This is a genomic window from Caballeronia catudaia (genome assembly GCF_001544755.2).
GTDB classification, from domain to species: domain Bacteria; phylum Pseudomonadota; class Gammaproteobacteria; order Burkholderiales; family Burkholderiaceae; genus Caballeronia; species Caballeronia catudaia.
The window spans coordinates 1-17,671 of record NZ_FCOF02000075.1 but is presented as its reverse complement, the minus strand read 5'-3'; the positions used below and the strand labels follow the sequence as shown (position 1 = coordinate 17,671).

The following is a 17,671-nucleotide window of genomic DNA, read 5'->3' as shown; positions in this document are numbered from 1 at the left end:
GTGATTCCTCCAAGTCGCTGGTTCTCTAATAGTACTCCTTATCGCCACTATAAGTAGGGTTATGCAGAGGTTCCTTAGCGCCTTCATGTCGCGCTGAGGGTCGAAGTCCTTCGATCCGAACAAAAAGGCCGGAGCGCCGCGGATGGCGCCTGCCGGCGTCACGGCCCACGCCGGCACCGTGACCGCTCTATGCAGAGATAGCGCTGTTTATTCAGCGAAAAGATCCGGACCGAAAACCTCATAATGGACTCTCGATTCCGGAACGTCTAGCTGCCTCAAGGCGTCATGCTGCAGGCGCATGAAGGGGATCGGACCGCACACATAGTAGTCGGCATCCGGTAACAACATGATGTTTTTGATTTCGCCGAGGTTGATAAAACCCTTGCGATCGAAATCAACGCCTTGTACATCACCCGCCAGCGGCTCATCGTAGTACACAACAGCCTTAAAGTTGGGATAGGTGGCGACGGTCTGTCTGAGCCGGTCGCGCATTGCATGAACGTTGCTGTTGCGGGCGCCATGAATGAAAACGACCTGTCGTTGCGGGTTCTGGATGGCGCGCTTGAGCATGCTCACCATCGGCGTCAGACCGACGCCGCCGCTGATCAACACCAGCGGGGTTGTTGCATTCACGTCGATGTAGAAGGTCCCATAGGGCGCCGCCAGCTTGACTTCATCACCTGCGTTGACGTGCTCGTGCAGCAGAGAGGAGACCTGACCGGGCGGCCGCGTGGCATCGCCCTCTTCCCGTTTGACCGAGATTCGGTAGCTGCGCCCATTCGGCATATCGGAGAGGCTGTATTGACGGATTTGTTGCAGGCCGAGTGCGGGCACATTCACGGCGATACTGATGTACTGCCCCGGCTCGAAGTTGGGCACGGGCCGCCTGTCGACGGGCTCCAGAATGAAGGAGGTAATGACACTGCTTTCGGGGCGCTTTTCCTTGACGACGAACGCTCGCCATCCGTTCCAGCCGCCCAGTAAACCTGCAGAGCGCTCGCGAAGTTCGCTCTCCATACCCATCAGGAGGTCAGCGAGATTTCCGTAGGCTTGTGCCCACGCCGAGATGATCTCCTCCGTTGCAGCGTCGCCCAGCACGTCCTTGATAGCGCCCAGGAGGTGCTCACCCACAATGGGGTAATGCTCCGGCCGCACATTGAGGCTGGCGTGCTTGTTGGCGATGTTCTTTAATACCGACGCCAAGCTCTCGGGATTTTCGATGTTTTCGGCGTAGGCGTAGACCGCACGAGCGAGCGCTTGCTGCTGCTCGCCTCGCTCCTGATGCGTCATGTTGAAGACGTTCCTGAGCTCCGGATGAGCCTCGAAAAGTCTTGTATAAAACCGTTTGATGATCGGGTATCCGTACTCGGCTAGCACGGGTGCCGTCGCCTTGACAATGTCCTTCGTCTTTTGCGTAAGCATAGTTTTCTTCCCTGAAACGTAAGGGGTAAGCAAATGCAGCAATCACCATACCGATCGAGGCGACCACCTCCTCGACGCGGGTTCCGTCCTGGAGAGCCCGCGAACTAACTCCGCTAGTATTGCAGAGGCGTCGCGCGAGGGCCCGGCGGACGAACCACAGGACCAGGACCGACTCTGTGCGGAGCCGGTGCCCACAAACTCGCTGCGGTGCCTGCGATGAAGGAAGTACCGCGGGACGTCTTCACTTCCCTTCCCTTCCCTTCTTCAGACTAGCGTCTGCGCTCGCCGCCTCCGGCGCGATCGTCGCGAAGTGCAGACACGTCAATGTCCCGATCTTCCGAACGCAGGTTGTCACGCGCCTCGCAAGCTTCTCGGAACGCTTTCGGAAATTGCCAAGTTCCTTTTGATCGAGCTTCTCGAGATCGAGCAGCGCATTATGCGCTGTGTCGATCGCCCGGATGATCTCGTCCAGCTTGATCTGCATTGCGGCCGTATCGCGGTTCTGCGTATTCTGGATTAGAAAGACCATGAGGAATGTGACGATGGTCGTCGACGTGTTGATCACCAACTGCCATGTATCGCTGAAGTGAAACAACGGCCCGGACAGGCCCCAGACGATCACGAGGACCACCGCAATGACAAAGGTCGAAGCCCGCCCGGCCAGTTTCGCGAGCGTATTCGAGAACTTGAGGAACCAGGAACTTTTCATTCGGCGTCTCCACATCATTATGATTAAGGTTTTTCGCGACAATCACGACACGCTGATGACCGCGAAAACCAAAGCCGTGCGAGCGTTTGGCCATTCGAACGCCGAGACGTGTAGCAGCGCGTTTGCCCGTCTCAGCCCTACGGAAGGGGCTTGAGCAATGTTGCGGCGCGAGCGCCTCGCCTTCATGCTCATTGTCGCGCGGGACAAGTCCATTGTCTGTCATTCCCCGGCCGGGTGAGGTGCTTCGAGGGTACCAGTCACGCGCGAGGGACTGCGGAAAGGTGGGCGGTTATCGGTGGCGGTCAGAGCAAGCCCCAACTGCGCCGACCCGCTAAAATTCTGCGACGAGCAACCATGTTCGCCCATCTTGGCGGGCAGCAAAAACGGCGAGGGGCGACACTCATGGATGGTGGTGGACTTAAGAAAGACTTGGCCTCGACCAGGCGGACTACCCTCTGGGCTCAGGCCACCGTTGACCTTGCGGTATTCGCGCTGGCGCCAGACGGGACGATCGCGTCGTGGAATCGCGGCGCGATCGCGATCTACCATTACCAGCCCAACGAGATCATCGGGCGGCATTACTCGGTGCTGCTCCCGGACGATGCCGACCGTCACCCTCCACCAACGTTCGATGCAGAACTCGATAACGCGGGCGAACGTGGCAGTTGCGTCATCGAGGGATGGCGCAAACGCAAAGACGGCTCGGTGTTTTGGGCGAGCGTAGTCACCACAGTTCTCCTTGAAGACGACGGAACGTTGCATGGATTCGTGAAGGTCGTGCGCGACGAGACTGAAAAACGCCAGGCGCACGACGCCGTGATTGAAAGCGAGCGTAGCTTCAGATTGCTCGTGCAAGGGGTAACCGACTATGCCATCTTCATGCTGTCGCCCGATGGGCGCGTTTCCAGCTGGAATTCTGGCGCTCAACGCATCAAGGGCTACAACGCCGAGGAGATCGTCGGCTCGCACTTCTCTCGCTTCTACCTTCCGGAAGACGTGGCGGCCGGGGTACCGCGACGAGCGTTGAGCACTGCCGCCAGCGAAGGTCGGTTCGAAGCGGAAGGTTGGCGGCTGCGTCGTGATGGGTCACGCTTTCGAGCGCACGTGATCATCGACGCAATCCATGATGAAGCCGGCACGCTCATCGGCTTCGCCAAGATCACCCGCGACGTGACCGAAAAGCTTGAGGCCGATCTAACGCTCGAGCAAACGCGAGCGGCCCTTTTCCAGTCACAAAAAATGGAAGCGATCGGCAAGCTCACTGGGGGCGTTGCGCACGACTTCAACAATGTCCTGCAGATCCTGCGCGGTAATCTGGAGCTGGCAACCACGCGCTATTCGCGCGAAGAGTGGTTGATGAACCGTCTGGTCAACGCTCTTGAGGCAGTCGACCGCGGCGCCAAGCTTGCTTCTCAGTTGCTCGCTTTCGGTCGCCGGCAGGCGCTGCGCCCCGTATCAGTAAATCTCGCTTCCATGCTTCGCCGCATGGACGAGCTACTGCGTCGTGCGCTTGGTGAGACCGTCGTCGTCGAAACGGTGGTATCGGGCGGCTTGTGGAATGCCACGGTGGACGCGCATCAACTCGAAAACGTTTTGTTGAATTTGGCAATCAACGCGCGTGACGCCATGCCGGACGGCGGCAAACTCACCCTCGAGCTTGCCAATTCGATGCTCGATGACCGGTACGTGCGCTCGTTATCCGACGTGCCTGCCGGTCAGTACGTCATGCTTGGTGTCACCGACACCGGAACCGGCATGACCCAGGAGGTTATCGAGCATGCATTCGACCCATTTTTCACCACGAAGCCAGAAGGCGCAGGCAGTGGCTTGGGGCTAAGCATGGCCTATGGCTTCGTCAAGCAAAGCGGCGGACATATCCGGATCTACAGCGAGGTCGGGCACGGAACGACAGTACGCATCTACTTACCCAAGTCTTCTGCCGAAACTGTGGCGCCGGTCGGTCACGCAAGCGCCGATTTGATGGGCGGTAGCGAGACCGTGTTGGTCGTTGAAGACGACCTGAAGGTGCAGGCCACAGTTATCGAGATGCTAGCGGGTTTCGGGTACGGTGTGCTGAAGGCGGACAACGCGGAACAAGCGCTGGTCATTCTCAGCAGCGGCGCGCACATCGATCTTCTCTTCACCGACGTCGTGATGCCGGGTTCACTCAAGAGCCCGGAGATGGTCCGCCGAGCCATGTTGCTTCAACCTGACTTGAAAGTGCTTTTTACCTCCGGGTACACACAGAATGCGATCGTTCACGCGGGCAAGCTGGATGATGGTATAGAGCTTCTTAGCAAGCCGTACAGCCGCGCTGATCTCGCCGCCAAAGTTCGACACGTCTTGGGCACACCCGGTCGAGCGCTCTCATCTTCCAACAGTGCGCGCCCGGCAGGACACCGAAGCAAGCCGGCCGAACTACATATTCTGGTAGTCGAAGACAATGATCTCGCGCGTGAAGCGGTGTGTGAACTGCTGCTGATGCTGGGTCATCGTCCCGTGGCGGCAGGGACAGCTACTAAGGCGCTCGCGGACATCACGCGCCACCCTTTCGACGTGCTGCTCACTGACATCAATTTGCCCGACCTATCGGGGATTGAGCTTGCCGCGCAGGCCAGCTCGTTTTGCCCTGGACTGAGGGTGATTTTTGCCTCCGGTGAACCCGTTGAGAGGGACGAAACACGCAGCTTCGCATGGTTCGAGCTGCAGAAGCCCTACACGTTTGAAGAGCTTCAGGCCGTCATTCGGAAAGTCGTTGAAGAGGCGGACGGGCGTTGAGCTATCCTTCCGCATGAATCAGTAGAAACGACTCGAATGGGGCGTTGGTTCTGTTCAAGGCTTAAAACTTTTCGTTGGCTGCTTCATTAACGTAGCTGCACGCGGCGTATCGGTTGGGATTGCGCAACGACGCGTCTATGCGGGTGCGCCGCCGCCCAACATCGTCGATGGCTTGGTTACGAGTCGCGGAGGCTGAGCGAAACGACTGGGCTTGTCTCAACACTACGGACCCGCTGGGCTGGCCTTCCTGTTGAGGACGAGTGTGGCGTTGTGTTGGCATTCGGAAAGCGATAACGATGTCTGTTTACGTCATAGTCGAAGTCGCGACAGCGAGCAAAAAGGAAACCGTGGAAGCGCTGAGCGCGAACGGTATCCCCTGTGAAGAAAACAATGTGTGCATAGACGAAGAAAAGTGCACGCTACCTGCGCCGGAGCGCCCAATACTGCAGCGGACGCTCCGCGGGCTGCGGTCGGGAGACCTGTTGGTCATCAATTCAGTGTCCTCGCTCGGTAACAGCGCTCTCGACGCCCTTACTACGCTTCGCTCAGTGAAGAAAGCCGGCGCGACCGTCGTCTGCCTGGTCTACGAGCGCAAAGACGCCGCGCCTCTAGATGACGAGCTTCTGATGAAAAGTCTTGAACTGGTCGCCGAACTCGATCATGTTGTGCGTCAAAAGCGAGCTAAGGAGGCGTCGGACGCGGCTGCGCGACAAGGCCTGCACGTCGGACGCGCTTGTAGCTTGAGTTTTGCTCAACAAGAGGCGGTCGTCCGCGCACTCTCGAGCGGCCGCACTGTCACTGAGCTCGCGCGACAGTATGGAGTCTCACGACAGACCATCATTCGTGTGCGCAGAAAGTGGTCGCTCAAGCTCGAAGATTGAAGCGGAGAGATCGCATATCTGAGCATGCGGGGTGTGAGACAGCTCGTCGGTCGATGGGGCGCGGCGTCGCCTTGGGCGACGGCGAGCGCGGCGACTCGGTGCTCCTCCGAAGGAGAGACGCGTCCAGCAATCCACCCAAGATCTTCGCTGCCGATCATCAGCCGCCTGCCCATTAGCCTTCCGGCGTTTGGTAGATAGATACGAAGGATGGTCGGTTTATCAAAGACTGCAGCGCAGTCAACGCGCTGGCACGCACGCTGCCCATAAGAGTCCCTAGACGCGAGAACGTCGGCGAACGCGATCTGGCGAACGATCGTTAGCTGGAACAAGCAATGCGAGGCCAACTCGGGCTTCACCACACCTGATGGTTCCGCGACGCAAGGAATTGTCGCCGTTGCGCCACCGCGAAGCACTGTGGCCGGCATCCAGGGTGCTGGCGATCCCGCTACGTAACGGACGGAGGGTTTGCTCTTCGACGCGTGTCGCCAAGAATTTCTCGGCATTCGCGCAGCAGTCATCGCGATAACCGAAGGTCAGCACGCGTTCTGAGCGTTGCGCCCCGCCCGTCCCGTTTTCTTTTGAACGTTTTCGATTTGACTTTTTGGAAGGAGCAGTCAATGTTTCGATACCCCGGTTATTTCGCTGATCAGATCCCGTCCCTCGCGCGCGCCAACTTGCAGGCGTTCCTCAACGTCACTGGGCGCCTCGCGACCGGTCTTCAAGCGATCACGGAACTGAACGTGCAAACGGTTCGCAAAGTGGTCGAGGAAAGCAACACGCTTCTGCGCGCGGGAGATGACGCAGGCGCAGGCGACATGCTCGGGTGGCAGTCGATCATGCTCGCGCAGTTTCCACAGAAGGCCGCTTCGTACAGCCAACATATGTTGTCGATTATCAGCTCGACGCAAGACGACATAATCGGCGAAGTGCGCAGCCAGTATGAACGCAGCGGCATCAAGTTTAACGGCTTGGCCAAAGTGGCCGCCGATGATGTCCAAGCGGCCGCGCAATCCTCGGGGGAACTCGTGGTGAACGTCGCTGACACGGCGAACGAAGCAGCCCGCGAAACGAGCGGGACCGTGCTCGATGTGAACGGCGAAATCGCACGGACTGCGCGTTCGTCAGCCAAGCGTCCGGTCTAAACATGGCGACGCATGAAGCCTCGGGCGGCTTCATGTCCCCTCTCTCATCATCGCGGGCGTGCTGCCAATGGACGTCGCGGGTTTCCGGCTTTTCCCATCCGACCACAGGCAGCATCGGAGACTCCCGCAGCCGGCGGTTGCTGCACCGCTCTTAAGCATCACGAACGAAATCGTGGCACGGTGCACCGCGCCGGTGTCAATCGCGTGCTCGTAGATGGCCTCCAGGCGCACCCGCGATGTCCTTCGGGCCGCTCATCTCGACCAGTTCATCACGCGCGGCCTCCGCTCCGAACATAGGACGGACGATCGCACTCACCATTGCCAGCATCGGCGTAAAACGCCCGGAAGCGTTGAACGCGGGGCGCCTCGAGATAAGCCGTTGAGCGTCTAGTCTGCGGGGATTCTGCGTGCCCGGGAACGACACATGCGGATGCTCCGTCACCGCATCCTCGGTGGCTTCGCGATAAGCGACCGAAGGGTCCTAGCCACTCCTAAGTTAAGAAACGAAAAATGGATATCCTTGATCCGCTTGCATCGGCAAACGCCGCCCTCTGGTCTCTGTTCGCCGGTGGACCGCTGGGGTTCGCGGTGCGATCTTTCGTCGATCCGCAGCCGACGGTTACGAGTGCGAGGCTGAAAGCACCCTCACACCCGGCGGCCGACATCATCAATGAGCTGCCCATGGCGAGGTCTCACCTCCCCGCAACTGCGCCGTCTATTAAGCCACGTGGGGCAGCAGCGAGCAATGGTCCTCAATGGTTGAGCCGTCACTTTGAACACGCCGGTCAAACGCACCGCTTCAAACTCTGTGTGCCGAGTGTCTATCACGGCCAGTCGCTTCCGATGGTCGTCATGCTCCACGGCGCTCAGCAAGATCCCGACGATTTTGCGGCCGGCACAGGAACGAACGAAGCCGCCGATGCGCGCGGCTATATCGTTGCCTATCCAGAGCAGTCGGAGACCGTCAGTCTCCTTAGATGTTGGAATTGGTTCCGCCCTGGCGACCAGGTGCGTGAGTCGGGCGAAGCATCGATGATCGCGGCCCTCACACGAGAGATCGTGGCGACGTACAACGTCGACGATGCTCGCGTCTATGTGGCAGGAATGTCGGCGGGCGGCGCTATGGCTGTCAATCTCGCGGTAACGCACCCCGATCTTTACGCGGCCGCTGCAGTGCATTCGGGCGTCGCCTTCGGCGTCGCAGACGAGGCGTTTTCAGCGCTCTGTGCGATGAACGATGGCAAGGGAAAGATCCGCCTGCCCGCACGTTTGCTTGACGGTTCTCAGCCGCGCACCGTGCCGCTCATTGTCTTTCACGGCGACGCGGACGAAATCGTGCATCCGCGCAACAGCGATCAAATCATCTCAATGCGCCAGCTGTTGCAACGCGAGGCCGGCGCCACGCATCATTCTCTTCCGACGGAACTGAGCGAAACGGAGAACGGCTACGCGTACACGCGCCGCGTCTTCCACGACGAGAATGGTCTCGCCGTTGGCGAGCAATGGCTTGTGCATGGTCTCGGCCACACCTGGTCGGGAGGGAATCCGCAAGGTACCTATTCCGACCGGTGCGGTCCACATGCGACCAACGAGATCCTCCGATTCTTCGACCAATTTGCGCTTAGCAGCTGAGCCGCTGGCTTGTGGGGCCTCGCCAAGCTCGCCGTGCCCTGGAATTCAAGCCTGCCCTCGCGAAAACACGGCTTCCGTGTCCGTTGCGACTCACCAATGTTCCGTCTCGCCTGAATCGGGGTGCGTCTCTGGTACCCGACGAGCGCCCAGTGGGTCATCCTCGGCTTACGTCTGCTTACGTCGGAGGATCCACGGCCGATTTTTTGATGCCCCTGAGCTCGGCAAGGAGTTCGTCGACGTTAGCCGGCTTAACGAAATAGGCGTCGAACGGACTTTCATCCGGTTCTAGTTGTGCGTCGGGTTTCACCGCTGCGTCTGCCTGCCATCCTGTCAGTGCGATCAGCGTTACCCTCGAGCCTCGCCTGGACCGAATCTTTGCCGCCACCTCTTTCCCATCGATATCCGGCAGGCCAAGATCGAGGATGACTGCTTCCGGATGGAAGGCCGCCTCAACGCGTAAGGCATCGAGGCCACAATTCGCGGTCTCGACTTCATGGCCCTCGGCCTGAAGCAAAAGCGCGAGACTCGCTGCAGCGTCTTCACTGTCGTCGACCACCAGCACCCGGCGCTCTTCCGCGGGCGCTGAAAGCGTCTGATTGGCCGCGGGAGAAGTCATCGCTGCCGCCAGTGAAGAATCGCCAGCCGGCAGTGCCGGAAGCCGAACTTCAAACTCGCTTCCTTTTCCGGGTCCTTGGCTCGCAGCCGTCAACTGCCCGTCGTGAAGTTGGACGAGCGCCCGTACGAGCGCCAGTCCGATGCCTAGGCCACCCTTCGAGCGGCCGTGGCCCGACGGTGCCTGTGCAAACATCGTAAAGATCGTCGTCAGGTCTTCCTGCGAAATGCCGATCCCGGTGTCGCGCACGCTCATCACGACGTTGTCGCCGTGCCGGGTCGCAGAGAGCACGATCTTCCCACCCGATGGCGTATACCGGAAAGCGTTGTTCAGCAGGTTCTGGACAATTTGGGCGAGCCGAACGGGATCCGCCAAGAGTTGGATGCGCCCGTGCGGCAGATGCACGTCGAAGTCGTGCGAGGACTCACAGGCAGCCTGGCGAGCGCGGGTGCTCTCGACGACTTCACGGATAATCGCGCCGATCTCGACGGGCATTTTCTTGATCTCGATCTTCCCTTCGCCGATGCGAGAAACGTCTAACAGATCATCGGCGAGGCGGGCGGCCTGAGCGAGTTGTCGGTCGAGCATCTCCAGCGGCCAGAGCGCGTCGGCCGTGAGAGGCTGTTGACGCGAAAGCAGATCGATGGCTGAGCGCATCGCACTGAAGGGATTGCGAAGCTCGTGAGCGAGTGTCGCGAGGAATTCATCCTTGCGACGGTCGGCTAGTTTCAGCGCAAGTTCTGCAGTCTCCTTGCCTTTCAGGGCTTCGTCCGAGCGGCCACGTGCCGCGACCAGCTCGCGCTCGTATTTATGCCGGTCGCCCATCACCATGACGGCGAACTCGTCCAGTGCAATGCCGCCTTCGGTTACCCTGCACACGTTGACCATCATCGGGACAACGGCCCCATCCCGGCGACGCATATCGAGTTTGACCTCCGCTACTGAGCGCTGCACCTGTAGAAGCGGCGCGAGATGGGTCTGGAGGAAGATCTTTCCGCCCGTCGTCAGCAGGTCTAGAAAGGTGCGCTGCCCGACGAGCTCCGATGCTGGAAATCCGAGCCATTCACAGAACGTCCGGTTGACCTGGACGATTTTCCCGCCTGCCTTCGCCGTAAAAAGCCCGCATGGCGCGCGCTCATAGGCTGCTTTGAAGTCGGATACGCTTCGAAGCGGCTCCTGCATGATCAGAGTCCGGCTTCATGCAGGAACGATTCGATGGCGTCGACGGTGGCACTTGGAGCGCTGAGATGCGGGCAGTGTCCAACGTTCTTGACGATAGCCAGGCGGCTGCCCGGGATATGCTGGTGCATGTACTCTCCGACGGAAACCGGCGCTAGGAAATCGTCATTTGACTGCACAATCAGCGTCGGTGTCGTGACGCGCGACATCGCCGCCCGAAGATCCGCCAGGAACGTCACGCGCGCGAAATGACGCGCAATATCGGGATCGGTTCGGCAGAAGCTGTTCACGAGCTCTTCACTGAGTTGCGGCTGTTCGGGCGCGCCCATGATGGCAGGCGCCATCGTTCTGGACCAGCCGAGAAAGTTGTTCTCCAACGTCTCGAGCAGTTCTTCGATGTCTGCACGCGCAAAACCACCGGGATATTCGCCGTCGCTGATAAACGATGGCGACGGACCCACCATCACGTTCGCCGCAAAACGCTCGGGCGCTTTGATCGCCGCCAGCATGCCGATCATCGCGCTGACCGAGTGGCCAACAAAGACGACTCGCGACGCCTCGACCTCATCCAGAATCTCCAGTACGTCATCCACATAGCCATACAGCGAGCTGTACTTCGCAAAATCGTAGCTTGCAAGATCCGACCTGCCGCTTCCGACAAGATCGAACAACACGGTCCGGTACCGCGCCTCGAATGTCGGCGCTACATACCGCCACATCGACTGATCGCAGCCGAAGCCGTGGGAGAAAAGCATTGTTCTCTGGCTGTCGCCGACGACGCGCATATTATTGCGTTGGATAATGTTCATTTGAGCAGAGGTCAGAGGGGGCAGACGCGAGCCAACTTATCTGGCGAAGGCCGGCGCGGCATAACTCACACGATATCACCATGGGCAGGCTGCCCGGAAAGCACGCGAGGAACGCAGTGCTTCGGGGATCCGCCTGCTTGCCACCCTACTGCTTACGTAGGGACGGCGTTGCGGTACTGTCTTGCGCGGACTCAATGTGCAGCAGCGGCATTCGAGAATGTGTTCGGGAACAAACGGTGCGTGTAATGGACATTCAGAAACCGGACGAAATGCGATGTTCGATTCTCTTTATGCGCAGCTGCTTGCTCTGCCGGTGGGCGCGGCGTTCGTGCTCCCCCTCGGGGTCAGTGCCCAGAGCGCTAGATGCGCTGTCGAGTCTGCTATTCGACAGGATCTGAGAAAACGCTTCGTGATCGGCGAGCACGTCGCCCGGCCGAGGCAAGCGGAAGTCTTGCGTCATGTACGCATCGAACGTTTGGCCGACGAAGCGATCTGACTCCGGCTGAATGAGCCGCGTTCGGAGCAAACGCCGTTGGCGAATATCGGTAAAAAGAAAGCGCCCGCAGTTAGCGGGCGTTTGTCCGACCTACAATGGTTCGAACGATGCTAGGGCATACCCGTTGCTAAACACGGAACATGAAACTTCTAAATATCGTCATGTTCTCGCCCCCTGGATTATGGACCGATCGTGTGTTCGACCACGTTCTGCCGCCGGTCGCTGTGCTCATCGTAGACGACGACACCGCCGGGGCGCAGGCGTTAGCCACAGTTCTCGTCATTGAGGGTTACAGGCCCACCGTCGTCGATGGAGGACAGGCTGCCTTCAAGACGCCCGCCGCTTCGACACCTCATGTCGTGGTCCTCGATATGGAGATGCCTGCGTGTGATGGTTACACGGTGGCTTCGGCCATGCGTAGTTCGAGCCAATTTGCGAACACGCCGATTATCGCCTATACCTCTCTGCCTGAGGAGGAAGTGATCGCTCGTGGCAAGCAAGCGCGGATTGATGCTTTCTGCCGGAAAGGCTTGTCGATGCGTCCGTTGCTCGATCTCATCGAGCATGTCGCTCCCGTTTGAGGGCCGATCGGCAAGGCGTGGATCGACGCGTGCTCTTTGGCGCGCCCTGGAGCGGGTCGATAAGTGGCGCCGGCCCTGCTAATCGGCTCAAACCGCATGTGCAGGCTCGGCACTGTGCCCCACGCAAGACGCAGCCGTGGGGGCGATTGGCCCGTGTTTCCCTCCCTGAGAGCACGTGTGAAGGACAGACGGTCGAAACAGCGCTCTTGAAAAATGGTTGTGTGCCGCAGCGTCACGACCCGCGCTCGACTCGCTGCGCGGACACCGTGAAGCTTTCGCGCTAACGTACACTGCCACTGCCGATTAGATTGGGAAGCTCATCGCTACTGCGCTAATCGAGCGGCGCCGCCTCTGGCGCTTTGCGGTTTAACCTTCGGAGATAGACATGGACGTACCCGCAACGGAAGAACAAATCCGCTCGCTCGCATACGGGCTCTGGGAAGAAGCCGGCTGCCCGGAGGGCCGCGCTGCCGAATTCTGGGCTCAAGCGGAGAAACAGCTCGGCGTCGAAGTCGTGCCCTCGTCAGACGCGGGCGATGACGAAACACCGGCCGGTGGCAGTTGAGCAACCGCCGGCAGGGATTTGCGTCAAGCTTACCGCTCAAGACAGAGGCCCTGATCGCGGCGCCGTTTTGCAACGGCTCGACAAAACTAGGGCATTGCCGTTGCCGAAAAGACCAGGCCGCTTCCGGATCTGACTATGCTACCGCTGCCGTCCATATGACGAGCCGTTCGTTCCGGCGCGTTTTACATCGATCGCCGTGCCATTGACGACGGATGCAATCATGCCGGCGCACTCGCCATCGTGCTCGATATGAAAAATCGGACGCGCATCGTCAACGGCAGCGGGGCTGCCTTCACGGCGCCTGCTGCATGGACGCCGCGCGTCGTGCTGCTCGACATGGAGATGCCACGGTGTGGCGGATTCAGCGTAGCCTCGGCGATCCGTGGATCCCGCCGCTTCACGAGCACGCCAACTACTGCCTACTCGTCACTATCACACTATCGGAAAGCTAGGTAATTGCACGAGGCAAGGAAGTTGAGATTGACGCGTTTTATCGCAAACGCGGTGCCATCCGGCCGTTGATTGCGTTGATCGACCGCGTCGCCCCAGCACGTTAATAACGTTCGTGATGCGTGCCGGCGATCGCGGACGCTCGTCTGCGCATTAACGATTGGAGTGTTCCCGTCGCGTCGCTCGATAGCCACCGTCAGAGGAAATGGGATAGTGGTCGGGGAAGACCTGCCCGACCAAAGCATCGTACTCGGCCGGCTGCGCTTTCACGATGGCCTGGAGCATCTTGATGAACGCGTTACCGTCTTTGAGGTTTTCGACGATAACTCTTGCCGTGCATAAGGAAATGGTTTCCGCGAGCGGAGCAACCGTGCCGTCGTCCAGCAAAAACTGGAAGCGGTGGACTTCCACCGAAGCGTCGCTGGGGGGCGATTCGTGAGCGATAATGGTGGCCTTCATGATCTTGTTCCGGATGACTGGCCTGATGGTCGTCGCAAGGCTTATACCCCAGCTTACCGGTTCTCTCGAAGCCCGCTTCGCAAAAAGCAGGGGCTTCCGATTGGCGTCGTCAGTAACCCGAAGGAACTGGGTGAAACTGGTTTGCTGATTCTCATTCAAACGGCGCACGGTCAGTCGTAGGTCGTGGCTGAACGCATCAGGAAACGCAGGTCGAAGCTCGCTCATCTGAAAGATGGGGCTGTTGCGCATTTCGGCATCCATGTATGAACCACATCATGCTCTCCTCGCCAAGCTTCGCGGCGCTATTAGGGACACCCTTGCACACGTCATTCGACGTTTGATTTATGGTGTTCCAGTTCGCACCGTGCGAACCTCAACTTTGCGCGCCGCGACGCGGTGAAGGACCGGGACACCCGCACTTCTTTACGGAATCGCCCCGATTTTGAAAGCGGCTTGGACGGTTCCCGACGTCGCATGTCTCGGCCCCGTCATTCAATGTGCGGGTCGCACGTTTTACTGCGCTCAACAATGACAAGAAAGACCGGCGCCTTTCTTTTGCCTCGCGCTGCCACCCGAAAGACCGGTCGCTCGGCTCGCCTTCAACGTCCCCTCACGCGAGCCATGTTGCTTCCGCTCGCTGTCGAAACCATGCGCAAGATGTCGCTGGGCATCCATCTTGCGCTGGCTGCCGCCGCGAAGGAAGTGGGACCTCGTATCAGTTGAACGAGTTGCTGCGCGTGCTTATGACGCTGTTTCTGCAGGAGCGGGGTTTCGGCAAGCTTCCCCTCGAACTGTATGCGCGCGCCGAGGAGTTCCAGCGGCGCGCATCGCCGGCGTGCGATGTTCTCGGTGAGACTCGATGAGTGGATAAAAGCGTACCGTTCGAAGCGGACGCGTAGCCGGCGAACGTTGTGAAGCCACGAAGTGGTTGCCTTGCGGAAAACTCAGTTGAATCGAGTGCAAGGCTTTTTCAAAGGACTTTGATGGGCGATTTCGCCCGTCATCAAAAGCGCAGTGCGTCTTTTATGCCGGGATCGTCGGTGTCATGCGCGCGACCGCCCGCGTGCCAACGTATGCCGAAAAACGCGCCGATGCTCACGCGACAAGAATTGCTGAACAAGTGAATGCCTTCATGGCTTTCGGCCGTTAGCGCCACGCGATCAAAGAATCGGGCGCATACGTGCCGGGCGCAATCCTCTGCAGCAGGTTGAAGGGCCACATCTGGCGGCGAATGGGCTTGAGTGTGATGAGGTAGGGCTCAAATCGAACTGCGGCATACTTGCGCGCGAGCGCGCTATCAAATTGCGCGGCCGTCGTAAAACGCAGGTTCGAGTAGACATCGAGCACTTCCGACCGATCCGCCTCCCTTGCAAAGTCCGCATCTCATATAACGTCCAGCCGAATAAACTGGTCCCTCTAAAACAGCAGATAGATAGATAAGAGGCGAAGTGCGGTGGCGTTTGTCGGCCACGTTCAGGCGCTCGACGCGAACTTTTAATGGCCGGCGCCCGTCCTTCATTCCTTACTGGGACCACCGGAAGGCCCGCAAGACAGATTCCGGCCGTTCCTGCATCGTCGTAGAAGCGATACAAGGACTTTTGGATGGGTTACCGTCGGTCTCGCTGATACCTTTGAAAAGGTCAGTCTCTGGAACACCGATAACCGCCTCGGTTACTTCGGTCCCGGTCACTGCTTCATTGGCCCATTTATGCAACAACAAATTCAGCGTTTTCGCCCGGTCCTCGCTGCCATGAACATAAAAACCCAACAAAAGCGCCGTGCCCGCTGGAACCCCTGACTTTGCTGACTCCGCCAAAGCCGTCCTGTCCCCACTCGCTATCCAGCAACCCGCGATGAGCCGAGCGTCTCGTATGAGCGTATAAACATCCGCGCCCTGTTCAATGAAGCGCCATGCTTGGCTCACAAACTCGCGGCGTGATTGGGAATGCGTCGGCTCATGCTTTAAAAGATCGACCACTTTGTTCTTTCTGACTTCATGCACTCGTTCGTCGTATTTTTCGAGCGGGAGGGCGTTAAGTTTATGAAGACGGAAAGAAACTTTGGGTTGCTCGGCCCGTGGGCTCTCGGGAGAGGGGCGATCGCGCCTTCTTCCTGGAAATGACGAGGTCAGGGCGAGCGCGGGGTCCTTGACCGTAACCCTCATTACTTTTTTTAGGGCTTTATTCGCGATTACGCGCGTTGGCCGGTCCTCGAGCGCCGCTCTTAGCCCGGGGAAAAAATGCAGCGTATGAGTATTCTCGTAAGTAGTTGCCAGTTGATCCTTATATTTGTCACCCCCGGGGGTAAGATCGAAGACGCGTTGCTCTTGGATCAAGCTCTTCGACAGCATGAGCATGTGCAGCATCGCAGGACTGTGACGAGCGTGGAACGGAGAAAATCCGGTCGCCATTAGGTGCAAGAACCCGTTGCTTTGAGTACCAAGAAGCCATGCGACGATTATTTCGTCAACCGTTAGAACGGTCATGTGCAAGACGTCCGAATGCCTCGCTAACGCAAATAGAAATTGCTTCAAATCGGCGTCACGTAGAAAGGGGCTTGAATTGAATTGATCGATCTGTCGGAACTCGAACAGCGGCCATGCTTGCTCGAAGATGTCAGGAAATTCATCGCGTGTAACTTGTCTGAATGACACAGTTCCCAGCCGTTTGAGCCTGTTGAGCTTAACTTTTTTGGACTTCAGGGATTGGTCAATTCGCTGCTCGTCGTTCGCGCCTATGAGTGGCCGTGACGACGGCGACAGGAAGCTAATATTGCGGACCCAGTTTGTTTTTTCGAGCGGTCCCAGATGGGTTCCAGGAGGAAGAAATTTTAACCTTAGTACTTGACGGGTAAACTCTTTCCCGATCAGCTTTAATGCTTCAGGCATGAAGACGTCTTTCACTTCTTCGCGCGCAAGCCAGACTTGATACTCAGAAAGCACATCGCCCGCGTAGGCCAGTCGTCCGGTTGATCGATTGGCAGCAAGCGTGAGAAGGCCGCAAAGCTCACCTTGCTGTCCTTCCATCGTAACAATGATAGGACTGAATTGGTTGCCGTAACTTTCATACCAAGTCTTGACGAAGTCCGACGCCTGATACACGGTCGCCCACGGGCACGCTCGATACAAATCGAACCATCGTTGAAGGAAAAGCGAATCAGAGAGCAGATCGAATACGTGGCTTCCGCTTGAAATGACGGCCCTTCTTTTCATTTTTATAACCATGGGAGAGTTTCATCCGACAACATCTAACGGTGTCGCCAGAATCAGCAGATGATTAATGGATGAAACGAATTGCGACGCAGCCATCGCAAGATACAACGGAATAACGCAGGCGTGTGAAATTTTTGTCTGCCCCTCGACATTAAAAGGGTGCACGTGAACAGACGAATGTTCGCGAGCGCACATTTTCCAAGAACGGCAAATGGTCCGCTGAGAAAACGCCGTATGGGGACTGGAGGTTTCAGCTCGAATCGCATGACAATGATGCATAGATCGCATCGACAGCGAGCGGCGCAATGATGGATCTGGTAACGAAAGGCTATTCTGTGGCGAGCGGAAAATTGACACCGCATTTGGTCGGCTAGGCGAATTTCGGCGTCAAGCCTCGAAAACCTCTATACTGCCAGCGGCTTTCCGCAGCGCACCATGACGGCATTCCTTGAACGGGTGCATCGTTTGGAGGACCAGGCAATTATTGCGAGGACTTAACGGCGTTAATCGCAGAAGAGATCGGCTCTTTCCTTACGGTGCTACCACTGGAAGCTGCAGTATTTCTCTTACTCTTCCGAAGCATGCACCATTAAATAAACTCATTAAATACGAAGATATCCGCGACATGGACCGTCAATCGCTCTTTCGGCCTTCCGCCGCACAAGTATCGACCTCGCGCATGACCGTCTTCACCCAGGCGTTCGAAAAAGCGAGCGGCGAGCGTTTCATCAATTATTCACAATT

At 58.3% G+C, this 17,671-nt stretch carries 15 protein-coding genes; 8 read left to right on the top strand and 7 right to left on the bottom strand.

Annotated elements, in window-relative coordinates; all coding sequences use genetic code 11:
- Nucleotides 1-207: 207 nt before the first annotated feature.
- On the bottom strand, nucleotides 208-1,422 hold the full coding sequence (gene hmpA, locus AWB75_RS34585; RefSeq protein WP_061128457.1) for an NO-inducible flavohemoprotein: 1,215 nt from the start codon (nucleotides 1,420-1,422) through the stop codon (nucleotides 208-210).
- Between the two features lie 241 nt (nucleotides 1,423-1,663).
- The gene (locus AWB75_RS34580) at nucleotides 1,664-2,131 is read right to left on the bottom strand and encodes a low affinity iron permease family protein (protein WP_061128456.1); all 468 of its coding nucleotides are present in this window, start codon (nucleotides 2,129-2,131) and stop codon (nucleotides 1,664-1,666) included.
- A 402-nt stretch (nucleotides 2,132-2,533) separates the two neighbouring features.
- Here AWB75_RS34580 and AWB75_RS34575 point away from each other — a divergent pair, with 402 nt between their 5' ends.
- The 4 genes from AWB75_RS34575 to AWB75_RS34555 all read left to right on the top strand — a co-directional run bounded on the left by AWB75_RS34575 (nucleotide 2,534) and on the right by AWB75_RS34555 (nucleotide 8,564).
- The gene (locus tag AWB75_RS34575; protein WP_061128458.1) at nucleotides 2,534-4,909 is read left to right on the top strand and encodes a hybrid sensor histidine kinase/response regulator; all 2,376 of its coding nucleotides are present in this window, start codon (nucleotides 2,534-2,536) and stop codon (nucleotides 4,907-4,909) included.
- A 296-nt stretch (nucleotides 4,910-5,205) separates the two neighbouring features.
- Complete coding sequence (locus tag AWB75_RS34570) at nucleotides 5,206-5,790, top strand: recombinase family protein (RefSeq protein ID WP_061128455.1); 585 nt, start codon at nucleotides 5,206-5,208, stop codon at nucleotides 5,788-5,790.
- A 578-nt stretch (nucleotides 5,791-6,368) separates the two neighbouring features.
- Entirely contained in the window at nucleotides 6,369-6,932 is a 564-nt protein-coding gene (locus AWB75_RS34565) for a phasin family protein (RefSeq protein WP_143746635.1), read from the top strand.
- 510 nt (nucleotides 6,933-7,442) lie between these two features.
- Nucleotides 7,443-8,564: an extracellular catalytic domain type 1 short-chain-length polyhydroxyalkanoate depolymerase gene (locus AWB75_RS34555; RefSeq protein WP_061128452.1), complete on the top strand. Its 1,122-nt coding sequence runs from the start codon at nucleotides 7,443-7,445 to the stop codon at nucleotides 8,562-8,564.
- A gap of 175 nt (nucleotides 8,565-8,739) precedes the next feature.
- On the opposite strand, the gene AWB75_RS34550 is transcribed toward AWB75_RS34555, so the two are convergent.
- Both AWB75_RS34550 and AWB75_RS34545 read right to left on the bottom strand, forming a co-directional pair.
- On the bottom strand, nucleotides 8,740-10,359 hold the full coding sequence (locus tag AWB75_RS34550) for a hybrid sensor histidine kinase/response regulator (protein ID WP_061128451.1): 1,620 nt from the start codon (nucleotides 10,357-10,359) through the stop codon (nucleotides 8,740-8,742).
- A 2-nt stretch (nucleotides 10,360-10,361) separates the two neighbouring features.
- On the bottom strand, nucleotides 10,362-11,165 hold the full coding sequence (locus AWB75_RS34545; RefSeq protein WP_061128450.1) for an alpha/beta fold hydrolase: 804 nt from the start codon (nucleotides 11,163-11,165) through the stop codon (nucleotides 10,362-10,364).
- Between the two features lie 274 nt (nucleotides 11,166-11,439).
- On the opposite strand from AWB75_RS34545, the gene AWB75_RS37490 reads away from it, so the two are divergent.
- From AWB75_RS37490 to AWB75_RS34530, 3 genes are all read left to right on the top strand, one after another.
- Nucleotides 11,440-11,661 (top strand): hypothetical protein, encoded by a 222-nt coding sequence (locus AWB75_RS37490; RefSeq protein WP_143746633.1) that lies wholly within the window; start codon nucleotides 11,440-11,442, stop codon nucleotides 11,659-11,661.
- 140 nt (nucleotides 11,662-11,801) lie between these two features.
- A complete protein-coding gene (locus tag AWB75_RS34535; RefSeq protein WP_087087164.1) occupies nucleotides 11,802-12,242 on the top strand; it encodes a response regulator in 441 nt (146 codons plus the stop codon).
- A 385-nt stretch (nucleotides 12,243-12,627) separates the two neighbouring features.
- Nucleotides 12,628-12,807, top strand: a complete 180-nt coding sequence (locus AWB75_RS34530) for a DUF2934 domain-containing protein (protein WP_061128447.1) — start codon at nucleotides 12,628-12,630, stop codon at nucleotides 12,805-12,807.
- 603 nt (nucleotides 12,808-13,410) lie between these two features.
- Here AWB75_RS34530 and AWB75_RS34525 read toward each other — a convergent pair.
- The gene (locus tag AWB75_RS34525; protein ID WP_143746631.1) at nucleotides 13,411-13,965 is read right to left on the bottom strand and encodes a hypothetical protein; all 555 of its coding nucleotides are present in this window, start codon (nucleotides 13,963-13,965) and stop codon (nucleotides 13,411-13,413) included.
- A 470-nt stretch (nucleotides 13,966-14,435) separates the two neighbouring features.
- Here AWB75_RS34525 and AWB75_RS37885 point away from each other — a divergent pair, with 470 nt between their 5' ends.
- A complete protein-coding gene (locus AWB75_RS37885) occupies nucleotides 14,436-14,579 on the top strand; it encodes a hypothetical protein (protein ID WP_159462841.1) in 144 nt (47 codons plus the stop codon).
- A gap of 283 nt (nucleotides 14,580-14,862) precedes the next feature.
- Here the strand turns inward: AWB75_RS37885 and AWB75_RS34520 are convergent, their stop codons facing one another.
- Together AWB75_RS34520 and AWB75_RS34515 are read right to left on the bottom strand one after the other, a co-directional pair.
- Nucleotides 14,863-15,063, bottom strand: a complete 201-nt coding sequence (locus AWB75_RS34520) for a hypothetical protein (protein ID WP_061128445.1) — start codon at nucleotides 15,061-15,063, stop codon at nucleotides 14,863-14,865.
- A gap of 175 nt (nucleotides 15,064-15,238) precedes the next feature.
- Nucleotides 15,239-16,927 carry a GNAT family N-acetyltransferase gene (locus tag AWB75_RS34515; protein ID WP_159462840.1) on the bottom strand — a complete coding sequence of 563 codons (1,689 nt, stop codon included), beginning with the start codon at nucleotides 16,925-16,927 and terminating at the stop codon, nucleotides 15,239-15,241.
- Nucleotides 16,928-17,671 lie beyond the last annotated feature (744 nt).